The sequence below is a fragment of the Streptomyces sp. NPDC001348 genome (genome assembly GCF_053597535.1).
The window spans coordinates 1-25,328 of record NZ_JBSFIK010000006.1; the positions used below are offsets into that span (position 1 = coordinate 1).

General features: G+C 72.5%; 15 protein-coding genes. 13 read left to right on the forward strand and 2 right to left on the reverse strand.

All coding sequences use genetic code 11. The annotated features are described in order from the left end of the window. The 3 genes from ACWC21_RS08255 to ACWC21_RS08265 all read left to right on the forward strand — a co-directional run. Nucleotides 1-2,485 (forward strand): non-ribosomal peptide synthetase (locus ACWC21_RS08255; protein ID WP_450879367.1); only part of this gene is annotated, 2,485 nt, incomplete at its 5' end. Between the two features lie 100 nt (nt 2,486-2,585). Beyond that, the gene (locus ACWC21_RS08260; RefSeq protein ID WP_450879369.1) at nt 2,586-10,415 is read left to right on the forward strand and encodes an amino acid adenylation domain-containing protein; all 7,830 of its coding nucleotides are present in this window, start codon (nt 2,586-2,588) and stop codon (nt 10,413-10,415) included. A gap of 48 nt (nt 10,416-10,463) precedes the next feature. Continuing rightward, nucleotides 10,464-10,685: an MbtH family protein gene (locus ACWC21_RS08265; RefSeq protein WP_450879371.1), complete on the forward strand. Its 222-nt coding sequence runs from the start codon at nt 10,464-10,466 to the stop codon at nt 10,683-10,685. Between the two features lie 8 nt (nt 10,686-10,693). On the opposite strand, the gene ACWC21_RS08270 is transcribed toward ACWC21_RS08265, so the two are convergent. Continuing rightward, nucleotides 10,694-11,683 (reverse strand): 3-oxoacyl-[acyl-carrier-protein] synthase III C-terminal domain-containing protein, encoded by a 990-nt coding sequence (locus ACWC21_RS08270; RefSeq protein WP_450879373.1) that lies wholly within the window; start codon nt 11,681-11,683, stop codon nt 10,694-10,696. 71 nt (nt 11,684-11,754) lie between these two features. Between ACWC21_RS08270 and ACWC21_RS08275 the strand changes: the two genes are divergently transcribed. From ACWC21_RS08275 to ACWC21_RS08320, 10 genes are read left to right on the forward strand one after another with little or no spacing between them, the layout of a single operon-like run. After that, nucleotides 11,755-13,074, forward strand: coding sequence for an MFS transporter (locus tag ACWC21_RS08275; protein ID WP_450879375.1), 1,320 nt, complete (start codon nt 11,755-11,757; stop codon nt 13,072-13,074). A 1-nt stretch (nt 13,075) separates the two neighbouring features. Then, on the forward strand, nt 13,076-13,873 hold the full coding sequence (locus ACWC21_RS08280) for a thioesterase II family protein (RefSeq protein WP_450879377.1): 798 nt from the start codon (nt 13,076-13,078) through the stop codon (nt 13,871-13,873). Beyond that, nucleotides 13,870-14,730, forward strand: coding sequence for a 3-hydroxyacyl-CoA dehydrogenase family protein (locus tag ACWC21_RS08285; RefSeq protein WP_450879379.1), 861 nt, complete (start codon nt 13,870-13,872; stop codon nt 14,728-14,730). Before ACWC21_RS08280 ends, ACWC21_RS08285 begins: the two co-directional genes overlap by 4 nt. Before the next feature lie 31 nt (nt 14,731-14,761). Next, complete coding sequence (locus tag ACWC21_RS08290) at nt 14,762-15,028, forward strand: acyl carrier protein (protein ID WP_450879381.1); 267 nt, start codon at nt 14,762-14,764, stop codon at nt 15,026-15,028. Between the two features lie 9 nt (nt 15,029-15,037). Continuing rightward, complete coding sequence (locus ACWC21_RS08295) at nt 15,038-16,171, forward strand: acyl-CoA dehydrogenase family protein (RefSeq protein WP_450879383.1); 1,134 nt, start codon at nt 15,038-15,040, stop codon at nt 16,169-16,171. Between the two features lie 44 nt (nt 16,172-16,215). Then, on the forward strand, nt 16,216-17,280 hold the full coding sequence (locus ACWC21_RS08300; RefSeq protein WP_450879385.1) for an HAD-IIIC family phosphatase: 1,065 nt from the start codon (nt 16,216-16,218) through the stop codon (nt 17,278-17,280). A 2-nt stretch (nt 17,281-17,282) separates the two neighbouring features. Continuing rightward, nucleotides 17,283-18,029 (forward strand): 4'-phosphopantetheinyl transferase family protein, encoded by a 747-nt coding sequence (locus ACWC21_RS08305; RefSeq protein WP_450879387.1) that lies wholly within the window; start codon nt 17,283-17,285, stop codon nt 18,027-18,029. Further along, nucleotides 18,004-19,314, forward strand: a complete 1,311-nt coding sequence (locus tag ACWC21_RS08310; RefSeq protein WP_450879389.1) for an enoyl-CoA hydratase/isomerase family protein — start codon at nt 18,004-18,006, stop codon at nt 19,312-19,314. The genes ACWC21_RS08305 and ACWC21_RS08310 overlap by 26 nt, the downstream gene beginning before the upstream one ends. Further along, a complete protein-coding gene (locus ACWC21_RS08315; protein ID WP_450879391.1) occupies nt 19,311-20,018 on the forward strand; it encodes a thioesterase II family protein in 708 nt (235 codons plus the stop codon). Before ACWC21_RS08310 ends, ACWC21_RS08315 begins: the two co-directional genes overlap by 4 nt. A 12-nt stretch (nt 20,019-20,030) precedes the next feature. Further along, complete coding sequence (locus tag ACWC21_RS08320) at nt 20,031-23,957, forward strand: non-ribosomal peptide synthetase (protein WP_450879393.1); 3,927 nt, start codon at nt 20,031-20,033, stop codon at nt 23,955-23,957. A 68-nt stretch (nt 23,958-24,025) separates the two neighbouring features. On the opposite strand, the gene ACWC21_RS08325 is transcribed toward ACWC21_RS08320, so the two are convergent. Then, on the reverse strand, nt 24,026-25,303 hold the full coding sequence (locus tag ACWC21_RS08325) for a cytochrome P450 (protein ID WP_450879395.1): 1,278 nt from the start codon (nt 25,301-25,303) through the stop codon (nt 24,026-24,028). Between the last annotated feature and the right edge of the window lie 25 nt (nt 25,304-25,328).

A 25,328-nucleotide genomic window follows, 5' to 3' on the forward strand; every position in this document is an offset into this window, starting at 1 on the left:
CGTCCTCTACGCGGCCTACCACGTACTGCTGACCCGCTACACCCGGCAGAACGACATCTGCGTGGGCGTCCCCCTCAGCAACCGCACCCACCCCGAACTGCAGGGTGTCATCGGCCTGTTCGTCAACCACGCGGTCTTCCGACTGGATACCGGTGACGATCCGGCCTTCCGGGAACTGGTCGCCCGTGTGCGCGCGGAGTTCCTGGACGCCGTCGACCACGGCGACCTGCCCTTCTCCCGCCTCGTCGAGGAACTTCAACCGGAACGGGACCTCAGCCGCAACCCGGTGTTCCAGACGGTGTTCTCCCTCGAGGAACGCCCCACCGCGGGAGTGCGGCTCGGTGACGTCGAACTCACTTCCGTGGACCTGCATCTGGGGATCTCGAAGTTCGACCTCGCCCTCGTGCTGTACGACGAAGGCCGGCACCTGTCCGGGTTTCTGGAGTACGACTCCGATCTGTTCGACCCGGACACCATGGCGGCCATGGCGGACCAGTACAGCCAGCTGCTCGAAGCCGCGGCACGCGCCCCGGGCGCCCGCCTGTCCGAGCTGGACCCGGTTCCCCCGCGGGAGCGCCTGCGTCATCTGACGGAGTGGAACGACACCGGGCGGGACTTCCCCCGCAATGCCACCACGGCCGCCCTGTTCGAGGAGCAGGTCCGTGCCGCCCCCGACGCGCCCGCCGTCCTCACGTCCGTGGACACCGTCACCTACGGTGAACTGAACGAGCGTGCAGACCGCCTCGCCCGCCGCCTGCGCGCCCTGGGCATCGGGCCGGAAAGGCCCGTCGGCGTCTGCCTGAAACGCTCCGTCGGAATGCTGGTCGCGGTACTCGGCGTTCTCAAGGCGGGCGGTGCGTACCTGCCGCTGGCCCCCGATCACCCGGCCGAGCGGCTCGCGTTCTGTCTGCGCGACGCAGACGCCCGGCTGGTGCTGACCTCGCCGGAACTCGCCGCTCTGTTCGGCGGCCCGGACGCCGGGACCGCCGACGACCGGACCGGGCCGCGGGTCCTGCTGCTGCCGGACACGGGCCTGCCCTGGGACGACCAGGACGCCCTGCCGGCCGGTGCCGATCCCTTGCCGGTCGGCGGCGGTCCCCTCCCGGTCGGTGACGCAGAGAACCTCGCCTACATCATCCATACCTCGGGCTCCACTGGGGTGCCCAAGGGCATCGGAGTGTCCCACCGCGCCCTCGCCCGCCTGGTCAAGGGAGCCGACTACGCGCGGCTCGGCCCGGGCGAGGTCCATCTCCAGCTCTCCCCGCTGTCGTTCGACGCATCGCTGCTCGAGGTGTGGGGGCCGCTGCTCAACGGTGGCACCGTGGCACTCCCCCAGCCGGACCTGCCGTTCCCCGACGTCCTGCGGGACGCCCTCAAACGGTTCCCGGTCACCACCCTGCTGCTGATCTCCCCGCAACTGCATCTGGCCGCGGAGGAGTTCCCGGACGAGCTGAGCGGGGTCCGTCAGCTCCTCGTCGGAGGCGATGTTGTCTCCCCCCGGCACGCGCACAACCTGCTGCCGCATCTGCCCGCCACCCGCTTCGTCCACGTCTACGGGCCGACCGAGAGCACGCTCTTCGCCACCGCGGAGGAGCTGAAGGAGGTCGACGCCGCCAGGGCCACCGTCCCCATCGGCACACCCATCGCCAACACCCGTGCCTACGTCATGGACGAGGCCTTCCGTCTGGTCCCCGTCGGAGCCCCCGGCGAGCTGTGGCTGGGCGGTGACGGACTCGCCCGTGGCTACCCGGGCAGGCCGGGACTGACCGCCGACCGGTTCGTACCCGACCCCTTCGGACCGCCCGGCGGCCGCCTCTACCGCACCGGGGACCTGGTGCGCCGCTTGCCGTCCGGCAGCATCGAGTTCCTCGGCCGGATCGACGGCCAGGTGAAGGTCCGCGGGTTCCGCATCGAGACGGGCGAGGTGGAGGCGGTGCTCACCGGCCATCCCATGGTCCGGGAGGCGGCCGTCACCGTGCGGGACGACGCACCCGGCGGCCGCGCCCTCGTGGCCCACCTCGTGCCGGTGCACCCGGGCGGCACCGTCGCCGCCGGCGAACTCCGCGCCCTGCTGCGGGCGGCCCTGCCGGAGTACATGGTTCCCGCGGCCTTCGTGTGGCTGGACACCATGCCGCTCACCGTCAACGGAAAGGTCGACCGCAAGGGACTGCCGGCACCACGGTACGGAGCCGAGCCGCAGCCGGAGGCCGCCGGTCCGCGTACATCGACCGAGGCGGTGGTCCGCGATGTCTGGCGGGAACTCCTCGGTATCGAGGAGATCGGGCGCGACAGCAGATTCTTCGACGTCGGAGGCAACTCGCTCCTCCTCGCCGCGCTGTTCGAGAGACTCGGCGCACTCTTCCCCCAGGCGGGTCTCTCGCTGGTCGATCTGTTCGAATACCACACCATCGCCGACATCGCGGGCGAGATCGAACGCCGTTCGCGTCCGGCGGCCGCGGACAGGGAGCAGGACCTGGACATCTAGCCCCGAGGCGGATCCGCCTCGCCGCCATCCCGGCCTCGACCGCGTCAGCACCCCTCAGTCCGCCAGTCCCGTCAGTCCGTCAGAGAGGAGCGCCACCGAGATGCCCTCCCCGTGGCCCCCGTCCGCACCCGTCGCGGTCATCGGCATGGCGCTGCGCCTGCCGGGAGCGGACAGCGCCGAGGAACTCCACGAACTGCTGCGCAAGGGCCATGACGCAGTGGGGCCCGTTCCCGAGACCAGGCTGGCCCTGGCGGGCCTGCCACCGTCCGGGACCTATCCGCAGATGGCGACGCTCGACGGAATCGACGAGTTCGACCGTGAGTTCTTCGGCATCACTCCCGCCGAGGCCGAGGCCATGGACCCGCACCAGCGCCTGACACTGGAACTCGCCTGGGCCGCCTTCGAGAACGCGGGGTACCGGCTGTCCGCCGTCCGCGACCACCGCTGCGGCGTCTTCCTGAGCGCTCCCCGGCCCGAGTACAGCCGTCTGGTGGGCGAGGACGACCTCCTGACCATGCTGGGTACGGCGTCCCCCGCTCTCGCGGGCCGGGTCGCCCACACGCTCGGTCTGCACGGTCCGGCCGTCGCCGTCGACACCGGCTGCTCCGCCTCGTTGGTGGCCGTCCACTACGCCTGCCGGGAGCTGGCGGCCGGCACGGTGGGCGTGGCCCTTGCCGGTGGACTGAGTCTGCACATCATTCCCCTGGAACAGTCCGAGGCCGAGGCGTTCCCCGAGGTCATGTCGGCGGGCGGCCGCTGCCGGGCCTTCGACGCGTCGGCGTCGGGCACCTGCCAGGGCGAGGGCGGCGGCCTGCTCGTACTCAAACTCCTGGACCGGGCCCTGGCCGACGGCGACACCGTCCACGCCGTGATCCGCGGCATCGCCGTCAACCACAACGGCGGCCGTTCCACGGGACTGTCGGCGCCCGGTCCCGCCGCGCAGGCCGAGGTCATCGAAGAAGCCTGGCGCCAGGCCAACCTGAACCCGCGCCGGATGAGCATGCTGGAGGCCCACGGCTCGGGGACCCGGCTCGGCGACATGATCGAGCTGGAGGCCGCGCAGCGTGTACTGCGCCGTGCCGGTGCCCCGCAGCACTCGTGCGCCGTGGGCTCCGTCAAGACCAACATCGGGCATCTGGACCACGCGGCGGGCATCGCCGGACTGCTCAAGGCCGTCCTCGCCGTGCGGCACCGCTCCTTCTACCCCTCCCTCCACTTCGAGCAGCCCAACCCTCAACTGCTGGCCGAGGACCAGCCGCTGTACGTGAACACCACCGCCCGCGAACGAACCGACCCGTCAGGGCTCCCCATGACCGCCGGGGTCAGCTCCTTCAGCCTCACCGGGACGAACGTCCACGTGGTCGTGGAAGAGCCTCCGGCGCCACCTCAGGCCGCGGCCTGCGCGGGCCTGGACCGTCCGGGTATCGCCACCGTCTCCGCCAGGTCACCCGCCGCGCTCGCCCGCCGTCTGCGCGCGCTGGCGGACCGGCTCCCGGCGCTCCAGGACGCCGTGGCCGACGTGCTGTTCGTCCTGAACGCCGGACGTGAGGACCACGACCACAGGCTGGCCTTCCCCGTGACGGACGCCGCGTCGCTGCGGGAGGGGATCCAGCGCTCCCTCGCCGGTCTGGCGGACGGTTCCCGCGCCACCGGCACCGGCCCACGCCGCACAGTCCTGGTGCTCGGTGACCCGGGCGACGCCGCCCCCGATCCGGGCCCGCTGAGCCACGCCTACCCGGCCTACCGGCAGGCCTGGCAGGAGTGCGGGGACGAGGCCGCCGCGGCCTTCCGCCACCACTACGCCACCGCCGTGCTGCTGCGCTCCCTCGGCCTGGTGACCGGGCCGGTGCTGGGGGTCGGGCGGGCCCGGGCGGTCGCCCGGGCCGTGCGCGGCGAGCTGTCGCCCGCCACCGCGCTGGCCGAGGCAGAGCGTACGGCTCCGGTCACCGACCCGCAGGAGACCGACCGACGGGCCCGGCAGGTCGTGGCCCGACTCGTCGCCGAGGAGCCCTCGCTGTTCTGCGTGCTCGGTGAGGCGGGAACCGCCTTCGTCGGTCACGGCGACCCGTCGCACGGCCACCACCTGTGGCAGGCGTACGACGCCGGTGAACTGGCGCACGGTGCCGCGGCCCTGTACGCGGCGGGCGCCGTCATCGACTGGGAGGCCTGGTACGCGGGACGGCGGCACCGCCGTGTGGAACTGCCCCCCTACCCCTTCGAGCCGACCCGCTGCTGGCCGCGGGTGCTGCCCGCGGCACAGTCCCCGGCCACCGCCCGCACGGCTCGGACCTCCGCGGACGCCGTGCCGCCGGACACCCCCGCTCAGGGCGCGCCGGATCCGCGCGCGGAGATGGCCGCGATCTGGGAGTCCGCCCTGAAGATCCCGGGCATCGGCCCGGACGCCGACTACTTCGAACTCGGCGGCAACTCCGTGCTGGGCCTCGCCGTGCTCACCCGGATCGGCGAGCGGTTCGGCGTGCGGCTGCCCCTGACGGCCCTGTACGAACACAGCACCGTGGGCGCGCTCACCGACGCGGTGCAAGCCGCGGCGGCCACCGCGGCTCCGCGGCAGCCGGTCACGGCCGGGGGCGAGCAGATCCCGCGGGTCCCGCGGCGGGACCGGTACCTGCCCAGCCGCGGCCAGGAGTCCCTGTGGTTCCTCGACCGGCTCATGCCCGGGCTGCCGCTCTACAACGTCCCGGTGGACCTGCATCTGAAGGGCACGCTCGACATCGGTGCGCTGCGCACCGCGCTGGCCGGCCTGGACCGCCGCCACGAGGTCCTGCGGACCCGCTACGACGAGGTGGACGGCGAGCCGGTGGCCGTGCTGCGGCCCGTGGACGAGGACGAACTGCGCGTCGTCGACCTGTCCGCCGTAACCGGCCCCGACGAGCGGCTCGCGCAGGCGACCGAACTGCTGCGCGAGACGGCCGTCGAACCGATGGACCTGGCGACCGGCCCGCTGTTCAAGAAGCTGCTCGTCCGGCTCGCCCCGGACGACCACGTGCTGCTGCTCGTCGCCCACCACTCCGTCTACGACGGCTGGACCCCGGCCATTCTCGACCGTGATCTGTGGGAGCTGTACAAGGCCGCTCTCCAGGGGCGCGAACCCGACCTGCCCGCGCTGCCGGTGGGCTATCCCGACTACGCGGCGTGGCAGCGTACCCGCTTGCGGGGCCCGCGCAGGCGGGAGCTGCTCCAGTACTGGCGCGGCCGGCTCGCGGGGTCGGTGCCCACCGAGCTCCCCGGCAGCAAGGAACGGCCCCAGGACCCCTCCGGCCGGGGCGCCCACCACTACTTCACCATCCCGGCGCACGTCATGCGGGGACTGCGGACACTGAGCGCGGCCGAGCGGAGCACGCTGTTCACGACGATGCTCACCGCGCTCAAGACGCTGCTGGCGCGCTACTGCGGACGGGACGACATCGTCGTCGGCACGACCACGGCCGGACGCGGCAGCCCCGATGTCCTCCAGCTCATCGGCTACTTCAACAACGCGGTCCCGCTGCGCACCGACCTCGGCGGGGATCCCACCTTCCGGCAGGCGGTCGCCCGGGTCCGCAACACGGTGATCGGTGCCCTGGACCACGACGAACTGCCGTTCGCCATGCTGGTCGAGGACCTGCAAGGCACCCGTGACCGGTCCCGGCACCCGCTGTTCCAGATCACCTATGTGCACCAGAACCTCCCTGAGAACGCCCGGGACATCGGTCCCGGCCTGGAGTACCACCCCGACCGCGACGAGATGTTCGCGGGTCTGCCACCCGGCATCGCCAAGTGGGACCTGCTGCTGGCCGTGTGGGAGTACGAGGGGCGCGAGGAGCTGCCGGCGGTCGTCGAGTACAGCGTCGACCTGTACGACGCACCGGAGATCGAGCAGCTGGCCGACTGCTTCCTGACCCTGCTGGAAGGGATCGTCGCCGACCCGGACACCCGGCTGTCACGGCTTGCGCTGCTGACACCTGCCCAGCGCGGCGCGCTGCTCGCCCGGGCGCACGGCACGGCACCGGCCGAAGTATGCGCACCCGTGCCGGGGTTGCTCGCTTCGTGGGCCCGTGAGTACGCGGACCTGCCCGGCGCGGAAGCCGGGGACGCCCGGCTGATCGCCGGTGTACGACAGACCGCGGCAGCCCTGCGGGGCCTGGGTGTGCGGCCGGGGGACACCGTGGGCGTGCTCGCCGGGGGCCGGGACGCCGTCACCGCGCTGCTGGCGGTGCTGGACGTCGGCGGGGTGTGCGCCCTGTGCGACCCGGGGCAGTCGTTCGCCGCACAGGCCGCGTCACTCGAACGCAGCGCGCCGGTCCTGCTGGTCGCCGGAGCGGACGCAGGACGCGTCCTGCCCTGGCCGGGCGAGGTCATGCGGCTGGACGCGCCGCTGCCGGAGACGGCCGGCGCGTCCGGTGAGCCCGCCCTGACCGCCCTCGGGGACCCCGCCGTGCTGCTCGGCACCGGGCCGGCGGCCGGGCTGCTGCTGGACCACCGGGCGCTGGCGGCGGCCGTCGCCTGGTGGGCGCGGACGGCCGGAGACCAGCCGGATGCCACCGGGGACGATGCCCCGGCCGATCCCCTGACGTCCGCGCTGCGCCTGCTCGGCGCCCGTCCCGGCACCCGCGGAACGCCCGGCGGCCGCCGTACCGCCGCACCGGTGCTGTTGCCCTCCCTGCCGCTGCCGGTCGCGGACACGGTGGCCGGCGCACCGGCGACGGGCTGGTCGCCGCTGGGTGCTCCGGCCCCTGGCACGGCGCTGTACGTTCTCGGCGGCCGACTGGAACTGCTGCCGCCGGGTGTGTCCGGCGATCTGTACGTGGGCGGAGCGGCGGTCGGCGTGGGCTACCCCGGCCGCCCGGGTGACACAGCACGGGACTTCCTGCCCGACCCGTTCGCGGACGAGCCCGGAAGCCGGATCAGGCGGACCGGGGACAGGGCCCGGGTGGCTCCCGGGGGCGGCATCGAGCTGTGGCGCCCGCCGGACGCCGGTTCCGGCGCCCGCCCGCACCACGGCGGCACAGCGGTGGACCACCGGGCCGACGGCGCGGGTCCCGCCGACCTACTGGAGGCCTCGCTCATGGACGTGTACTTCGGCGTCCTGGCCCGCGAAGTCGGGCCGCACGACGACTTCTTCGCCGTCGGCGGCCACTCCCTGCTCGTCATCCGGGTGCTCAGCGAGGTCCGCAGGCGGCACGGGGTGCGGCTGCCGGTCAGTGCGATGTTCGACCACCGTACGGTGCGCGCGCTGGCCGGAGCGGTCCGTGCCGCAGGCGGAACGGCGCAGACGGAGGGCCGGGCCGTCGTCCTGCAGCACAGGGGGGACGTACCGCCGTTGTTCTGCGTCGACACGACCGGTGCGGGCCTTCTGGGCTGTCACTCCCTCGCCCGGGGCCTCACCGGCCGGGTCCCCGTGTACGGGGTGGCCTCCCCGCGTGCGGAGGAATGCGCCGCGGCCGTACGGGCCGCCCAGCCGGAGGGCCCGTACCGGCTGCTCGGGCTGGGGACCGCCGGGGTCCTGACCCTCCAGGTGGCGCGACGGCTGACGGACGAGGGCGCGACGGTCGAGTTCGTCGGCCTGGTGGACCCGCCGGCCGCCGCCGTGGCCACCGGGCCGGCCGTGCGCACGTTCGCCGGCCGGCCGGGGCGGCAGCCCGGGCAGGACGGTGCCGCGCTCGCCGCCGCACTGCTCGAGGCGCTGGCCGTGCCCAGCGCCGACGAGGACCGGGCAGCGGATGTACCCGCGGCCGGGCCGGCGCCGGTGCCCGCCGGTCCCGCGCGGGCGGAACTGCTCCCGGACCGCGTGGGCCCTGACGAGCCGACAGGAGCGACGACCATGCGCCCCTATCGCATGCCCGCGCAGGCCGTTGCGTTCCTGGCCCGGCCCTCCGACCGGGACGGCGTTCCGCTGGCCGGTCTGCTGGCGAGTGTCGCGGGCCTGCTCGCCCGGCTGACCGGTGAGGCGGACGTGGTGATCGGCGTGCGGGAGGCGGGCCGGCCCGGTCCGGTGGCGGTACGCGTCAGCACCGGCGGCGGCGTCGGCCTCGGCACGCTCACGGACCGGGCGGAGACGGCTCTCGGCGAGGCCCGTCCCCTGCCGCGGCCTCAGGGCCGGACGACGGGCCGCAACCCGCTCTTCTCGGTCGCGGTGGAGGTGGGAGAGACAGGTGCGGCAGCCGGCCTGGAGACGGCGTACGGACGGCTGGACGCGGTGTGGCGGGTACGCACCGACGAGGAGGGAACGCGAGGGACCGTCCTGTTCGACGCCGACCGGTTCCGGCCCCGCACCGCCAAGCGGCTGGTCGAGCGGTGGCGCACCCTGCTGCTCTCCGCCGCGGCGGCGGACACCCCTCTGGACGACCTGCCGCTGATGGACGACAGCGAACTGCACGGCGTCCTGGAGGATGCCGGCGGCCCCACGGTGCAAGAGATGTCGGAGCTCACCCTGCCCGACCTCGTCCGGCGGCGGGCCGCACTGGTCCCGGACCACACGGCGGTCCTCCAGGGCCAGGAGCGGCTCAGCTACCGTCGGCTCGACCTGCTCGCCGGCCGTCTGGCGGACGTCCTGCGTGAACGGGGCGCGGGGTGCGAGAGCGTGGTGGGGGTGTGCGCCGAACGCTCGCCGGAGCTGGTCGTCGCGCTGCTCGCCGTCCTCTACGCCGGGGCGGCCTACCTCCCACTCGACCCTGAGCACCCGGCGGAGCGGCTGGAGTTCATGCTCCGCGACAGCCGCGCCGCGCTCGTCCTCGACGGGCCCGGCGCCGTGCCGGACCTGGGCACGCCGGGCACCGAGCACATCGAGGTGTCCCTGGCGGACCTCGCCGCGGAGCCCGGCCCGGCGGGGTCCGCACCGGGTCCCGCCCTGCTGCCCGATCACCCCGCGTACGTCATGTACACCTCGGGCTCCACCGGCCGGCCGAAGGGAGTCGTGGTGCCCCACCGCGGGGTCGTCAACCGCATCCTGTGGGGGCAGCGTACGGAGCCGCTCGGCGCGGACGACCGGATCCTCCAGAAGACACCGTTCGGTTTCGACGTGTCGGTGCCGGAGTTCTTCTGGCCGCTGGCCGTCGGAGCGACGACGGTGCTGGCGGCCCCGGGCGGCCACCGCGACCCTTTCCACATCGCCGAGTTGATCGAGCGTCATTCGGTGACGACCGTGCACTTCGTGCCGTCGATGCTGCGGGAGTTCCTGTCGGCCGCGGGAGCGGGAGCGCTGCGGGGCGTGCGGCGCCTGGTGTGCAGCGGGGAGGCACTGCCCGCCGACCTGTGCCGCAGCGTGGTGGAGTCTTCGCAGGCGCGCGTGCTGAACCTGTACGGGCCGACCGAGGCCTCGATCGAGGTCAGCTGGTGGGACTGCCGGCAGGACAGTCCGTGCCCGACGGTGCCGATCGGCAGGCCCGTCGACAATGCGCGGTTGCATGTCCTGGACACCCGCATGCGGCCGTGCCCCCGGGGCGTGCCCGGCGAGCTGTACATCGGCGGGACACCGCTGGCCCGGGGCTATCTGGGACGCCCCGGTCTGACCGCCGAACGGTTCGTGCCGTCACCGTTCGGGCAGCCCGGCGAGCGGCTCTACCGGACGGGCGACCGGTGCCGGGTTCTCGACGGCGGTGTCGTCGAGTATCTGGGGCGGATGGACGACCAGTTGAAGCTGCGCGGCTTCCGGATCGAGCCGGGCGAGATCGAATCCGTCCTGACCGGGCATCCGGCGGTGACCGCGGCGGCCGTGGTCGTGGAGGAGCCGCGTGCGGGAGACCAGCGCCTGGTGGCGCACCTCGTGGGAAGTCCCGGCCCGTCCGCCGAGGAGGAACTGCGCGAACTGCTGGCCCAGCGGTTGCCGCCGTACATGATTCCGGCCGGTTGGGTCTGGCGGGACCGGCTGCCGGTGACCGGCAGCGGCAAGCTGGACCGCCGGTTGCTGTCCGCTGCGGGAAGCACCGGCTGAGACCGGGACACAGGACCAGGACACAGGAAGCAGAGCAAGGAGAAGGACATGACCGAGAACACGTCGGAGCCGGAGTACCAGGTCGTACTCAACGACGAGGAGCAGTACTCCATCTGGCCGGCCGACCGGGAACTCCCGGCGGGATGGCGGACGGAGGGGTTCGCGGGCCCGAAGGACGCATGCCTGCTCCACATCGACGAGGTGTGGACGGACATGCGGCCGCTGAGCCTGCGGCGCCGGATGGAGGAGGCCGCCCGGCAGCCGCAGTAGCCCCGGGCTCAGCCGAGCGGACCGTCGACCTCGACCAGCATGGTGCTCCACGCCGCCACCGGCGCGTTGTTCATCACCAGGACCAGGTCGCCGGGCTGGAACTCGCCCTGCGTCATTCCTGCCTCCAGGTTGAGGGCGATGTCGGTCGACCCCAGGTGCCCGTATTCTCTCAGATTCCGACGGCAGATTTCCGCTATGGAAATCCCGAATGCCTCTTCATAGAAGTCGAATGCACCCGAGGAGATGTTCTGCATGACGAAATGGTCGACATCCTCCAGGGTTTTCCCTTGTCGGGCCAGCACCTCGTCGTTGAGCCGGGAGAAACGCTTCCGGCTCTCCACGGCCAATGAGAAGGAGTAGCGCTTGGTGTCCGTGCACACCTCCCGCCAGTCATCGAAGGGAACACCCTGATAGTCGACCTGGAAAAGGTCCCAGTACTCGCCGCTGGTCTCGAGAGCGATGTCGAGGATCCGCAGCGGCCCGTCGTGCGAGAGGTGCAGTGCCATGGCTCCGTCGCCGTTGACCGTCACCGGCCTTCGGTACCGCCGCGGCCCAGGGGGCCTGCTGCCGTGTGCGAGCAGCACGCCCGGCAGGGCCGGATCGGCCGCCAGCAGACCCCTGGCGATCAGCAGCGCGGCCGACACCGAGACGCAGCCGAGTTCGGAGACCCCGAGCGCTATGCCCCCGGTCAGGCCCGCGTCCCGTTGCGCGCGGGTGGCCTCGGAGGCCATCAGCAGTTCCGGGAAGCGCCCGCCGACCAGGATGAACGCCCCGGGCCTCGGCAGATCGGGGCGGCCCTCGAGCAGCCGGGCGGCGGCCTCGGCCGCCAGGTCCGCCGAAGACCGGTCCCCGGCGTCGCGTACGGCGTCGACGCCGAGCCGTGCGATCACCTCCCGGTCGGCCGCGGGAAGTCCGGCGATCTCATCGAGTTCTGAAACAGCCACACGCCTGTCGGGAATGTTGGTGAAAATTCCAGAAATGGCGACCACGGTCGGCACCCTCCTTATTTTGACGATGAGCATTCTTACATGCGCATCGCACCGGTGCCAGGGCAGTGAAATGGGAGACGATGACCTACGGCGAACCTGACTCGACAGGCGGTGCCACGGCGCCTGCCGACTCCGCGCCGAAGCCCGGGAAAAAGAGGTCCCGGGGATTTTTCGGTGAGCTGGGCGCCAATTACCGACGTCTGTGGTCGGCGACGATCGTCTCCGACCTCGGTGACGGACTGCGCCTTTCGGCCCTGCCGCTGCTGGCGGCGTCGCTCACCGACAGCCCCATGGCGGTGGCGGGGGTGACGGTCGCCGCGGGCCTGCCCTGGCTGCTGCTCTCCCTGCTGGGCGGCGCGCTGGTCGACCGGGTCGACCGCAAGACGGTCATGGTCCGCGTGCAGCTCGTCCGCGCCGTCGTCGTGGGCGCCTTCACGGCGTGGGCGGCTCTGGGCAGACCTCCCATCGGTGCGCTGTACGTCCTGGTCTTCACGCTGACCACCTGCGAGGTGCTCTTCTCCGCCGCGGCACCGGCCATGCTGCCGCGGCTGGTTGCCAAGGAGAAGCTCCCGCTGGCCAACGCCCGGATGTTCGGCGGCACGATCACCGCCAAGGAGATGGCCGGGCCGCCCCTCGGCGGCTTCCTGGTGGCCGCCGCCCTTGCCGCGCCGTTCGCCGCGGACGCGGTGAGCTTCGCCGTCGGCGCGCTGCTCCTGATGCGCCTGACCGGTGACTTCGCGCCGGAACAGCAGACCGGCCCCCGGACATCGGTGTGGTCCTCGGCCGCCCACGGTCTGCGATGGGTCGCCGGAAACACCTTCGTCCGCACGATCATCGTCGGCTTCGGCGTGGCCAATCTGACGCGCGCCATGACCACGTCGATCTTCGTATTGTTCTGCTCCCGCGTTCTGCACGTGAACGGCTGGGGTTACGGCGTGCTGTGGAGCACCGCGGCGGTGGGCGCCCTGCTCGGCAGCCTCCTCACCGCGCGGCTGCGCACGCTCCTGGACGACTCCGGGCTCGTGGTGGGCGCGATGGTCCTGCACGGCGTGAGCACCACCGTGATAGGGATCGCGGACAGCGCCTACCTCGTGGGGGTGGCGAGTGCCGGATTCGGATTCGCCACCATGGTCTGGAACGTCATCGGCATCTCCGCGCAGCAGAAGGTGATCCCCGACGCCCTCATGGGCCGCGTGATGAGCGTCGACCAGTTGGTCACCTGGGGCACCATCCCCGTCGGCGCGCTGGTCGGCGGTGTGGTGGCCGACGCATGGGGGCTGCGCGCGCCGATCGTCGGAGGCGGACTGGTGATGATCGCCACCGCCCTGCTGATCGGCCGGACCGTGTACCGGTCCCTCGCCGACCTGGCGGGGCAGGACGCACCGGCAGGTGCTGCCTGACATGGCGGACCGTACACGCCCCGGCGGGCGCGAGAACAACTGGGTGATCGGCCGTCTGGCCGCCGGTGAACCGACGGCTCGGGTGGTGTGCCTGCCGCAGGCCGGCGGCGGTGCGGGCGCCTTCTCGTTGTGGCGCCCGCACCTTCCCCAGGGCTTGGAGATGGTCCCGGTCGAACTGCCCGGACGCGGCACCCGGCGGACCGAGCCGCTGTCCACCGATCTGGAGGACCTGGTGGAGGCATTGCTGCGCGGTCTGTCGGGCGAGTTCGACCGGCCGTACGCACTCTTCGGACACAGTTTCGGCGGCCTGCTCGCCTACGAACTGGCGCTGCGCATTCTGCGGCCGGGCGTCCTACGGCGGCCGGAAGCGGTCCTGGTGTCTGCCGCCCGGGCGCCGCACACCCGGACACCGGGTGCGGCCCTCCACGAGAAGAGCGACGAGGAGTTGCTGCGCTGGCTGGTCGGCACGGGCGGGATGCCCGAGAGTCTGCTGCGCCATACCGCGTACGTCCGCACGGTGCTGTCCGCCGTCCGCGCCGACCTGACGCTGGCCGCGCATCACCACCGTCGTGAACCGGCCGTGCTCGACTGCCCGCTGTACGTCTTCGGCGGCCAGGACGACCCGGTCGTACGCCCGGAGGACCTCGAGGAATGGGACGCCTGCGCGGACTCCGGTGCCGTGATCACGCTCTGCCCCGGTGACCACTTCTATCTGTACACCGGCCCGGCGGAGCTGCTGCGGCACATCGGCTCCCTGCTGGGCGCCGCAACACGACCGGAAGGGATGACCGAAGTATGACTGTCAAGACGGTCGCTGTCCTGGGCGCCGGGACCATCGGGCGCGGAGTGGCGCTCAGCCTCGCCGCCACCGGGCACGAGGTGGTCCTGGTCGACACCGCACCGCAGATCCTGGAGGCGGCCGTCGCCGGGATCCGCCGGGAGATGCGCCTGTCCCGGCTGCTGGGCGGGCAGACCGGTACGGACGACACCGCGACACTCGCCCGGATCGAACCGACCACCGACTACCAGCGGCTCACCGCTGTGGACTTCGTCATCGAGAACACCGTCGAGGACTGGGACGTCAAGAGCGAGGTCTACACCCTCGTCGGGCAGTTGTGCGCCCCGGGCACGGTCGTCGCCGCCAACACCTCCTGCATCCCGGTGACCCGCCTGGCGAGCCGGACGTCCCGCCCCGACGAGGTCCTGGGAATGCACTTCATGAACCCCGTGCCGCTCAAGCCCGTGGTGGAGATGGTGCGGGGCACGCACACCAGCGAGGCGACCATCGAACGCGCCCGCCGACTCCTCGCCCAGATGGGCAAGGAGGGCATCCTGGTCGCCGACTCACCGGGGTTCGTGTCCAACCGGGTGCTGATGCTCTCCGTCAACGAGGCCGCCTTCCTGGTGTACGAGAAAGTCGCCGAGCCGGCCGAGATCGACCGGATCTTCACCACCTGCTTCGGGCACAGCATGGGCATGCTGGCGACCGCGGACCTGATCGGCCTCGACACCGTCCTGCGCAGCATCGAGATGCTCCACGAGAGTTTCAAGGACAGCAAGTACCGGCCGTGCCCGCTCCTGCGGCAGATGGTCGACGCCGGACACCTCGGCCGCAAGAGCGGCCGAGGCTTCTACAGCTACCCGCAGCCGGCCTGAACGGACCGAGCGGAGACAAGGGGACAGCCACATGGGCGTGACGGTGACGGCACAGGAGATCCGCGACCGGACCAGGGGGTATCTGCGGTCCGCGCTCACCCGGGAGGTGGCCGACGACGAGGACGTGTTCGCGGCGGGGTTCGTCAACTCACTCTTCGCCGCGCAGCTGGTGATGTTCGTCGAGGAGGAATTCGGCATCACCGTGGAGAACGACGAACTGGAGATCGCGCACTTCTGCTCCGTCGACGCCGTGACGGCTTTCGTGACACGCAAGACCACCCTCCCCTCGGACGGATGACCGGATCCTGTGCGACTGACGCTCAATGACGAACAACGCCGGCTGCACCGCGAGTTCCGGACCTTCGCCGACGAGGTGGTGGCCCCGCTGGCGGCCCGACACGACGCCGAGGAGGCGATCGGCCGACCCCTCGTCGACCGGCTCGCCACGCAGGGGTACCTGGCGGCGGGGCTGCCCGCCGAGCACGGCGGACGGGCCCTGGAGGCCGTCGCCTACGGGCTGTTGCACGAGGAGATCGGCCGGGCCTGCTCCTCGACCCGCAGCCTCCTCACGGTGCACGACATGGTCGCCGACACACTGCTGCGACGGGGCAGCCACACCCAACGCGAACGCTGGCTGCCGGACCTGGCCTCGGGACGGGCCATCGGGGCCTTCGCGCTGAGCGAGCCGGATGCGGGCAGCGACGCGGCGGCCGTGACGACCACGGCGCGCGAGACCGATGACCTCTTCCTGCTGGACGGTGTGAAGCGGTGGATCAGCTTCGGCAGCATCGCCGACGTGTTCCTCCTCTTCGCCCGGGCGCCCGAGGGGCCGACGGCCTTCCTCGTGGAGCGGACCGCTCCCGGCCTGCTGGTCGTGCCCATGCGCGGCATGCTCGGCACCCGGGGTGCGATGCTCGCGGAGGTGCGGCTGCGGGAATGCCGGGTGCCCAGGGCGAACGTCGTGGGGGCCGTGGGGCGGGCGCATCCGTTCATCACCTCCTCGGCGCTGACCCTCGGCCGCTACAGCGTGGCCTGCGGAAGCGTCGGGATCATCCGCGCCTGCCTGGCGGCCGGCTCCGCGCACGCGGCCGACCGCGACCTGACACGGCACCAGCTGGTGCAGCGGCTGCTCGCCGGAATGACGGTCAACGCGGAGGCGGCCCGGCTGCTGGCGCTGCGTGCGGGCGAACTGATCGCCGCCGGCAGCCCCCACGCGCCCATGGCCGCGACCCAGGCGAAGTACTTCGCGGCAACCGCCGCGGCACAGGCCGCCCGTGACGCCGTGCAACTCCTCGGCGCCCGCGGCTGCGAGCCGGACCACCCGGTCGGCCGCTACTACCGGGACGCCAAGGTCATGGAGATCATCGAGGGCAGCAACGAGATCAGCGAGTCGGCCATCGGCCGGTTCGGCCGCGGCAGCGGACTCCTCGACGGTTCATGAACACCCCCGACGCGGTCGGCGGGCAGGGACAGGAAGGGATCTGGATGAATACCGACGGCGCCGACACGCTCCGCCCCGCTGAGCGGCCGCCCGTGAAGTGCGTGGTGTGGGATCTGGACAACACACTCTGGCACGGCGTCCTGGCGGAGGACGCCGAGGTGGTGCTGCGGGAGGGGGTGGCCGATGTCGTACGGAAGCTGGACGCCCGCGGCGTCCTGCAGTCCGTCGCCAGCCGCAACCATGAACAGACCGCGCTGGCCAGGCTCCAGCAGGAAGGGCTGGCCGAGTACTTCCTCGCTCCCCAGATCGGCTGGGACGCCAAGTCCGTCTCGCTCCGGCGGATAGCCGAGACGCTCAACATCGGCCTGGACACGTTCCTCTTCCTCGACGACGACCCCTTCGAGCGAGAAGAGGTCCGTCGCGCGCACCCCGGGGTCCGCGTCGCCGAGGTCACCGCCGCGGCCGACCTCCTGGCCCGCGCCGACCTGGACCCCGGCCAGGTGACGGCCGACGGCGGACAGCGCCGCCGGCTGTACCAGGCGGAGATGCGCCGCGCCGACGCCGAACGGGACTTCACCGGCCCACCGCAGGAGTTCCTCGCCTCCCTCGGCATGCGGCTGACCGTGCGCCGGGCGCGGGAGGGCGACCTGCTGCGGGCAGAGGAGCTGACGATACGCACCCATCAGCTCAACGCCACCGGCTACACCTACTCCTACGAGGAGCTCGACGACTTCCGCCGGTCGTCCGACCACCTCCTGCTCGTCGCCGAACTGACCGACCGGTTCGGCGATTACGGCACCATCGGCCTGGTCCTGATGGAGTCCACCCGTGAGGCGTGGACCCTGAAACTGCTTCTGGCGTCCTGCCGGGTCATGTCCCGCGGCATCGGCACCATCCTGCTCAACCACCTCGTCGAGCGCTCCCGGGACCGGGGCGTCAGTCTCGCCGGCGAGTTCGTGCTCACCGACCGCAACCGTCAGATGCTCGTCGCCTACCGCTTCGCGGGATTCGTGCCCGTCCAGGAGAACGACGGCGTCATGCTGCTGGAGCACCGGGCGGACAGCACCCCGGTGGTGCCCGCCCATGTGCACCTGGTCTCGGAGCTGTAGGCATGCGCCCCTGCCCGCCCGCCCCCGGAGAGGTCCGCCTGTGGTGGATCGGCCCCGGTGCCGCCCCGCGGGGGGACCCCGCCGAGGAGAGCGTCCTCGCCGAGGACGAACTGGCCCGGGCCCGGCTGATGACCGACCCCGCGGCACGCACCGCCTTCGTGCGCAGGCGCGCGGCACTGCGGACCGTCCTGGGCGGCTGCCTCGGCGTTCCCGCGCGCGATGTCCGGTTCGCGGTCGGCAGACACGGAAAGCCCCGCCTCACCGGACCGCGGCAGGGCGGCCGTCTGGTGTTCTCCGTCTCCCGCGCCGGCCCCTGGGCGCTGATCGGCATCGCCCGGTCGGGCGCCCTCGGTGTGGACGTCGAATGGACCGGCGGGGCGGTCGACGCCTGCGGACTCGCCCGCAGATTCCTGCCGCACCTCGATCTCGCCCGCGTTCCCGCCGAACGCCGACAGGAGGTCTTCTTCCGCGCATGGACGCGGTACGAGGCCACGATCAAGGCAGCCGGGTCCGCCCTCGGCCGGCCCCCGGGGCGGAGGAGTTCGACGTGGACCGTGCTGCACCCGGCGGCCCCGCCACGGCACACGGCCGCGCTGGTGACGGCCGGGCCCCCGCTGACCCTCACCGTACGGATCCTGTCCGGACCCGGGCCCGGGCCCGCGACCGCCCGGCACGCCCCACCACAAGAAAGCAGGTTCTCGCATGACCACGGCCCGGGGACGCATGACGGTCCCATCCGGCACCGGTGACTACGCCGGGGACAGCTCCGCACTCAGCGCCTTCGTCGAGGCGGAGGAGGAACGCCTCGCCAAGCTCCCCGCCAAACCCCTGCGCGACGCCGGCCAGCACCAGGAGGCGCATTCCATACGGGAAGGCTGCCAGGAGGCGCGCGCGGCATTCCTGCGGATCCACGCGGAGCGCCTCTACGCGGACCTCACCGACGGCTGCCGCAACCAGCTGCGGCTGGAGGAGCTGGCCCTGGCGGCCGCCGGCCGTCTCCCCGGCCTCGTCCCCGACCGGCGGCTGAGCGACCGCGAACGGCGGCTGCCCCAGGCCGACAAGGAAGGCCGGGAGATCGAGCTGGGGCTGTTCTTCCGGAGCCTGCTGCGGCTGCCCGGGCCCGGCACGCACCTGCTACGGGCCATGCTGGAGCCCACCCGCCGCGCCAAGGAGGCCCTGCCCGGCTTCCGCCGGTCCGGGACCGCCGACCTCGGTCAGGTGCTCGTCGAGCGCAGGGGCGCCGCCGCCCACCTGACCGTGCGCAACCCCCAGTTCCTGAACGCGGAGGACGACGGCACCGTCGAGGCCCTGGAGACCGCGGTCGACCTGGTCGCACTCGACGACGACATACGGGTCGGCGTCCTGCGCGGCGCGGTCATGTCCCACCCCCGCCACGCGGGCAAACGCGTCTTCAACGCCGGAGTCAACCTCAGTCATCTCCACCAGGGCCGCATCTCACTGGTCGGTTTCATGCTCCGCCGGGAACTGGGCTACCTGCACAAGATCCTGCGCGGGGACAAGCCCTGGCTGGCGCTGGTGGACGGTTTCGCCATCGGCGGCGGCCTGCAACAGCTCCTGGTCTTCGACGAGGTGATCGCCGAGAAGGGCGCGTACTTCTCGCTCCCCGCGCTGACCGAGGGCATCATCCCCGGGGCGGCCAACCTCAGGCTGCCCAGGATCGCCGGATCCCGGCTCACCCGGCGGCTCGTCCTCGGCGGAGCACACATCCACAGTGACGAGCCGGAGGCGCGCCTGTTCTGCGACGCCTTCGTGGACCGGGACGCCATGGAACAGACGGCGGAACGCTGCGTCGAACGGCTGGCCAACAACGCCGTGGGACCCAACCGCCGCATGATCCACGAGTTCGAGGAGCCCCTGGAGCACTTTCGCTCCTACATGGCCGAGTACGCCCTCACCCAGGCCCGCCTGCTCCACCACCCGGACCTCGTCACCAACCTGGAACGGTCCTGGATCAGCCGTCGCGGCCGCGGGTCCGGGCCCGCTCGTCCCGCAACCGGGCCGGTGACACCATGACACGGCGCATCCCGGTCGTCTGCCTGCCGTTCGCGGGAGCGGGCGCCTCCTTCTTCCGGCCCTGGCGGGAACAGGCCGCCGAACGTCTCCTGATCGTCCCCGTGCAACTGCCCGGCAGGGAGGAACGCCTCGACGAGGCGCCCTACCCGGAGGTCGCGGAGGCCGTGGACGACATCGTCCCCGAGCTGCTGGAGCTGGCCGAGGACTACCCGCTCCTGGCCGTCTTCGGGCACAGTCTCGGCGCGGTACTCGCCCACGAGATCACCCGGCGGCTGGCCGGGAGCCTTCCCGTCGAGTCCCTGAGACTCATCGTCAGCGGGGCGCCGGCACCCGACGAACCGCGCCGGGAGCGGGCCACCGGACTGTCGGACGATGAGTTCCTGCGCCGGGTGCGCGACCTGGCGGGATACGACCACCCGGCCCTGGCCGACAGCGAGATGCGGCAGCTGATCCTCCCGGCGCTCCGGGCCGATGTGGCCATGCACGAGAACTACCGGCCCGACCCGCAGCAGCCGCCTCTCCCCCTGCGTGTGACCTCCGTACTGGGCAGTGCCGACCATCTGGTCACCGCGGAGCAGGCGGCCGGCTGGCAGCGCGTCACCACCCTCCCGCTGCGCCAGGAGCGGCTCGACGGCGGACACATGTACCTGGTCGATTCCGCGAAGGAACTGCTGACAGTGATCGATTCCGCGGTGGCGGACTGAGGAGGCCGACGCATGAACGGCGTGTCCCCCGGCACGAGCGAGCCGGGCCCGCTCTCCCACGAGCAGGAGAGCCTGTGGTACCGGGAGTGGTTCGCCGACCAGCAGGGCCTGACGAACGTGCCCGCCGCACTGCGTGTCCGCGGCCCCCTGCAGGTCGCCGCCCTCCGGCAGGCCTGCGCGGAGCTGGTACGGCGGCATCCCGCGCTGCGGACCGTCTTCGGCTCGGCGGACGGTGTGCCCTGGCAGCGGGAGAACGAGGACGCGGAGCCCGACTTCGCCCGCTCGGCCGCCTCCGGCGAGCAGGAGGTACGGCGGCTGGCCCGCACGGAGCTGCTACGGCCGTTCGACCTCGCGCAGGGACGGCCGGTACGTTTCCGGCTCTACCGGATCACCGACGACCATCACGTCCTGGTACTGATCGCCCATCACCTGGTCATCGACGCCGCCTCCGTCGGTATCTGCCTGACCGAACTCGCCGAGTTCTACCGGGCGGCCGTCACCGGCGGACCGGCACGGCTGCGCCGGCTCACCGCGCGGTACGCGGATGCCGTGGCCATGCAGCGGGCCGACGTCGACGAGGAGCGGCTCGCCGAGCTGACCGAGTACTGGACGAGCCGACTGCACGGGGCTCCGCACCACAGCGGTCTGGTGACCGACCGGCCCCGGCCGCGCCGCCGCCGCGCACTGGGCGGCGTGGTCAAGGACCGTATCCCCGTCGGCACCGCCCAGGCCCTCGGACGCTTCGCCGAGCAGGCGCGCGCCACCGAGTTCATCGTGGCACTGGCGGCCTTCCGGGCCCTTCTGTGGCGTTCCTGCGGGCAGCCCGACCTGCTGATCGGGGCACCGGTCAGCGGGCGCGAGCATCCGGGCACCGAGACCATGGTCGGGTTCTTCATCAACATGCTCGTGATGCGCTCCGTGCTCAGCGACACCATGACCTTCCGCGAAGCCGTGCACGCCGAACGCGAGGCGGTACTGGGAGCGTTCGACCACCGGGACATGCCCTACCCGCGGCTCGTCTCGGCCGTGCGGCCCGACCGGGATCCGGCCTCCTCCCCGCTCGTCCAGGTGACGTTCTCCTACCGGCCGGACGACGCCGCGCCGCCCGCTCTGCCCGGGCTCTCCGTGACCGGTTTCGATCTCGACGGCACCTCCCTGCAGTTCGACCTCGTCCTGGAACTGCTCGGTGACGCCGACGGCATCGAGGTGCTCTGCGGCTATGACGAGGACCTCTTCGACAGGTCCACAATCACCGGCCTGACCGCGCGTCTGGTCCGGTTCCTCGCCGCCGCCGTCGCCGAACCGGACCGGCCCCTGGCGGGACTGCCGTGGCTCACGCCCGCGGACCTGGAGACCGTGCACCGCGCCGCGGTCACCGCCAGTGACGGCGAAGCGCCGGACATCGTGCAGTCCGTCCACCGCTGGGCGCTGCAGAGACCGCAGGCGACGGCCGTACGGCACGCCGACCGGGTGGTGACCTACGCCGGGCTGGAGGCGGACGGCGACGCCGTCGCCGCCCGTCTGCTGCGAGCCGGCGGCGGGTGCGAGACCGTCGTCGGCGTGCTGCTGGACGACCGGGCGGAACTACCGGCCGTGATGCTCGGCGTCGCCAAGGCCGGGTGCGCCCTGCTGCCCCTCGACCCCGCGCACCCGCCGGAGCGCCACGCGTATGTACTGCGCGACGCCCGGGCCGGAGTCCTGATCACCGACCGGGACGGCGCGGCCGCCGCGGCACCGGGCCTCGCGGTGCTGGCACCGCGGGCCGCGGCCGGGTCCCCTCCCGGGCCGCTGCCCGCTCCGGACCCCGACCGGCTGGCGTACGTCATCTACACCTCCGGCTCCACCGGACGTCCCAAGGGCGTCGGCATCACCCATCACAGCCTCGCCAACTGCCTGCGCGACGCCCGCGACAGGTTCGGCATCGGTCCCGGGACCCGCGTGGCGAGCGCCTCCCATGTGGCGTTCGACATCGGCGTCCTGGAGGTCTTCATGCCGCTGGCCGCCGGAGCGGAGCTGGTCCTCAGCGAGGCGCACCGCCGCGGCAACGGCGCCGAGATCGCCGCGTTCCTCGGCCGGCAGGCCCCGGACGTGTTCTTCGCCACCCCTGCGCTGTGGGAGATGCTGCTGCTCACCGGCTGGCCCGGAGACCCGAGCATGACGGCGCTGACCGGCGGTGACGTCCTGGCGCCGGCGCTCGCGGACCGGCTGCGCGCGGCCGTGCGCCGAGTGGGCCATCTGTACGGCCCCACCGAGACGACGGTCTACTCCACGGCCGAAGACGTTCCCGCGCGCGGCGCGCTGCCCGAGATCCTGCCGGTGGGCCGCCCGGTCCGGGGCACGACCGCCTGCGTCCTGGACGCGTCGCTGCGCCCGGTTCCGCCGGGGGTGATCGGCGAACTGTGCATCGGCGGGGCGGGAGTGGCCCGCGGTTACCCGGGCCGCCCGGCACTCACCGCCGAGAAGTTCGTCCCCTCCCCGCTCGGGCCGGCGGGCGCGCGTCTGTACCGAACCGGTGACCTGGCCAGGCTCCTGCCGGACGGCAGGCTGGAGCTGCGCGGCCGTGACGACGACCAGATCAAGATCAACGGCCATCGCATCGAGTTGCGGGAGATCGAGTCGGTCCTCGGCGGATGCGTGGGCGTGGACGCCGTCTCGGCCGTCGTCGCCGGTCCCCGGGACGGCACCGGTCCGGTCCGCGGTGTCGTCGCCTGTGTACGGCCGGCACCCGGGCAGGATCCCGCCGCGCTGGAGGCGGCGATGCGCGAGCACGCCGAACGGCGGCTGCCGCCGGTCATGCTGCCCTCCGCGTACGTGCTGTGCGACACGTTCCCGGTGACGGCCAACGGCAAGCTGGACCGCTCCGCACTGACCGAGCTGGCGGCCCGGCAGGTCGCGGCGGACGCCGGTGGCCGAGGCGCCCCGCCCGCGACCCGCCACGAAAAGGCCGTCGCCGGTCTGTGGGCCCGGACCCTCGGCCTGCCCGCGGTAGCCGCCGACGGTGACTTCTTCCGTCTGGGCGGCAACTCCCTGCTCGCGGCACAGATGACGAGCCGTCTGGAGAGCGAGCTGGGCGTGCGGCTGCCGATGTCCGCCCTGTTGGAGGCGCCGACCGTGGCCGGCTTCGCCGAACGGCTGCGGCGGGCGCAGGACGGTGCCGCCGCCCTCCCCGCCGCCGGTTCGTCCCCCGGTGAGGGCGCGTCGATGACCTGGCTGCGCAGGGGCCGGCGCACGCCGGTGCTGGCGCTGGCGCACCCGGCCGGCGGCTCGGCGCTGTGCTACCGGGAGCTCGTGGCGGCGCTCGACGGGGACTGGCAGGTGTGCGCGTTCGAGACCGAGGACGCCGACGAACGCGGCGTGGAGCAGACGGCCGCCGCCTACCTGCGGGAACTGCGTGCGGAGGTGGACGGTCCGGTGGTGTACGCCGGCTGGTCGCTGGGCGGCCTGCTGGCGTACGAGATGGCCGTGCAGGAGCAGCTCGATCGGGGTGGCCTCCCCGTCGTGGTGGCCGTCGACACCGCCGTCCCCTCGGCCTTCGACTGGGAGGCGGAGCTGGAACACCGGTCGGTGCTGCGCACCTTCGTGCGTGACGTGGCGCGTCTGTCGCGGACACGGATCAGTCCGCCGGAGACGTTGTGGTCCGCGCCGGCGCCGGAGGTGTTCTCATGGCTGGCCGACGCCGTCGGTTTCGCGGACGTCCGTGAGCTCGAGCGGCGCTGTGCCATCACCTCGGCGAATCTTCGGTCCGTCAGGGACTACCGGCCCCGGCCCGCGGAGGTGGAACTGCACTTCGTCGAGGCGGCGGAGGAACGCCCGCAGTCGCAGGCCTGGCTCGAACTGGCCGACACCGTGACGGTCACCGTGGTGCCGGGTGACCACTACAACGCGATCAGTGGGGCCAACGCGGTCCGGCTGGCCCGTCTGCTGTCCACGCTGGGGTGACGCCGTGCCGGGCCCGGGACGTGCGGCCGCGGGCCCGGCACGACGGTGCGGCCGCCGCCCGTACGCGCTCACGGCGGTGTGAGCGGGGACAGTGCGCCGAGCGCCCGCGCGCGGTCGGTCTTGAGCACCGTGCGGACGGGGAGCCGCCTGATGCCCGCGATGAAGTTGGACGCCAGGTGCTCGACGGGACCGGCGGCCTCGAACCTCTCCACGTTCCGCAGCACTTCGTCGAAGAAGACCTTCAGGGCGAGACGGGCCATGGGAGCCCCGATGCACCGGTGCGCGCCCGTGCCGAAGGCGACGTGCCGGTTCGGTTCCCGGCGCACGTCGAACCGGTACGGGTCGGGGAACACGGTCTCGTCCCGGTTGGCGGACCCCAGCCACACCACGACGGAGTCGCCCTCGCTGATCCGTATGCCCTCCACCTCGACGTCGTGCAGGGCCCGCCGCAGGAAGTGGTTGGCGGGCGACGACCAGCGCAGCACCTCCTCGACCAGCGTGTCGGTGCAGCCCGCTTCCTGCCACCGGCGGAACTCGCCGGGGTTGTCGATGAAGGCGAGCACACCGGCGTTGGCCGCGTGGGAGGTGGTGACGGTCGCACCGAGCAACACGCTGTACAGGTTGTACATTCGCTCCTCACGGCTCAACGGCCGGTCGTCGACCCGGGCCCGCAGGACCGCACCGGTCAGGTCCTCGCGCTGCTCGGAACCGTCACGGCCCGCCTCGCCCATGAAGTACGCGAAGATCTCGGCGTGCGCCCGTTCCAGCCTGCGCGCCGACTCCTCGTCCCCGGCGACGCCGGGATCCTGGTCCGCGATGGCCACGTAGGCGAACCGTTGCAAACGTGCCCACTGGGACCGGTCGATGCCCATCAGCAGCGCCGTGAACGCGATGGGGTAGAACGCGGTCGCGGCGGCCAGGTCGAACGCCTCGCCGGAGGCGGCGGGAGCCATCACCCGGCGGGCCAGGTCCCGCACCTGGGGCTCGAACCGCTGGATGGCGGCCGTGGAGAAGTACGCGTTGATCTGCCGCTTGATCGCGGTGTGCCGGGGCGGATCGGTGACCGCCAGCATCTTGCCGCCCGCCTGGTCACGTCGGCCGAGGACCGTGAGCAGGTTGCCGTGCTCGGACGAGAAGGCGCGGAAGTCCTGGAGCACCCGGCACACATCCCGGTGTCGGGTCAGGGACCAGAAGCCTCGCCCGCCGTCCACCTGCTGCCAGTGGACGGGAGCCTTCTCGCGCATCGTGCGCCACACGCCGTGCGGATCGCCCGTGGCGAAGAAACCGGGGTCGAACAGGTCTGCCGACGACAGGTCGGCGGGCTGGTGGTCGGTGGTGAGACGCATAAGGCTCCCCGTGTCGGACACATCG

Excerpts from the sequence above, each read along its gene's own strand:
- ACWC21_RS08290 (WP_450879381.1), top strand. The coding sequence starts at position 14,762 with ATGGGCGTGACGGTGACGGCACAGGAGATCCGCGACCGGACCAGGGGG.
- ACWC21_RS08260 (WP_450879369.1), top strand. The coding sequence starts at position 2,586 with ATGCCCTCCCCGTGGCCCCCGTCCGCACCCGTCGCGGTCATCGGCATG.
- ACWC21_RS08285 (WP_450879379.1), top strand. The coding sequence starts at position 13,870 with ATGACTGTCAAGACGGTCGCTGTCCTGGGCGCCGGGACCATCGGGCGC.
- ACWC21_RS08275 (WP_450879375.1), top strand. The coding sequence starts at position 11,755 with ATGACCTACGGCGAACCTGACTCGACAGGCGGTGCCACGGCGCCTGCC.
- ACWC21_RS08300 (WP_450879385.1), top strand. The coding sequence starts at position 16,216 with ATGAATACCGACGGCGCCGACACGCTCCGCCCCGCTGAGCGGCCGCCC.
- ACWC21_RS08325 (WP_450879395.1), bottom strand. The coding sequence starts at position 25,303 with ATGCGTCTCACCACCGACCACCAGCCCGCCGACCTGTCGTCGGCAGAC.
- ACWC21_RS08305 (WP_450879387.1), top strand. The coding sequence starts at position 17,283 with ATGCGCCCCTGCCCGCCCGCCCCCGGAGAGGTCCGCCTGTGGTGGATC.
- ACWC21_RS08320 (WP_450879393.1), top strand. The coding sequence starts at position 20,031 with ATGAACGGCGTGTCCCCCGGCACGAGCGAGCCGGGCCCGCTCTCCCAC.
- ACWC21_RS08280 (WP_450879377.1), top strand. The coding sequence starts at position 13,076 with ATGGCGGACCGTACACGCCCCGGCGGGCGCGAGAACAACTGGGTGATC.
- ACWC21_RS08310 (WP_450879389.1), top strand. The coding sequence starts at position 18,004 with ATGACGGTCCCATCCGGCACCGGTGACTACGCCGGGGACAGCTCCGCA.
- ACWC21_RS08315 (WP_450879391.1), top strand. The coding sequence starts at position 19,311 with ATGACACGGCGCATCCCGGTCGTCTGCCTGCCGTTCGCGGGAGCGGGC.
- ACWC21_RS08265 (WP_450879371.1), top strand. The coding sequence starts at position 10,464 with ATGACCGAGAACACGTCGGAGCCGGAGTACCAGGTCGTACTCAACGAC.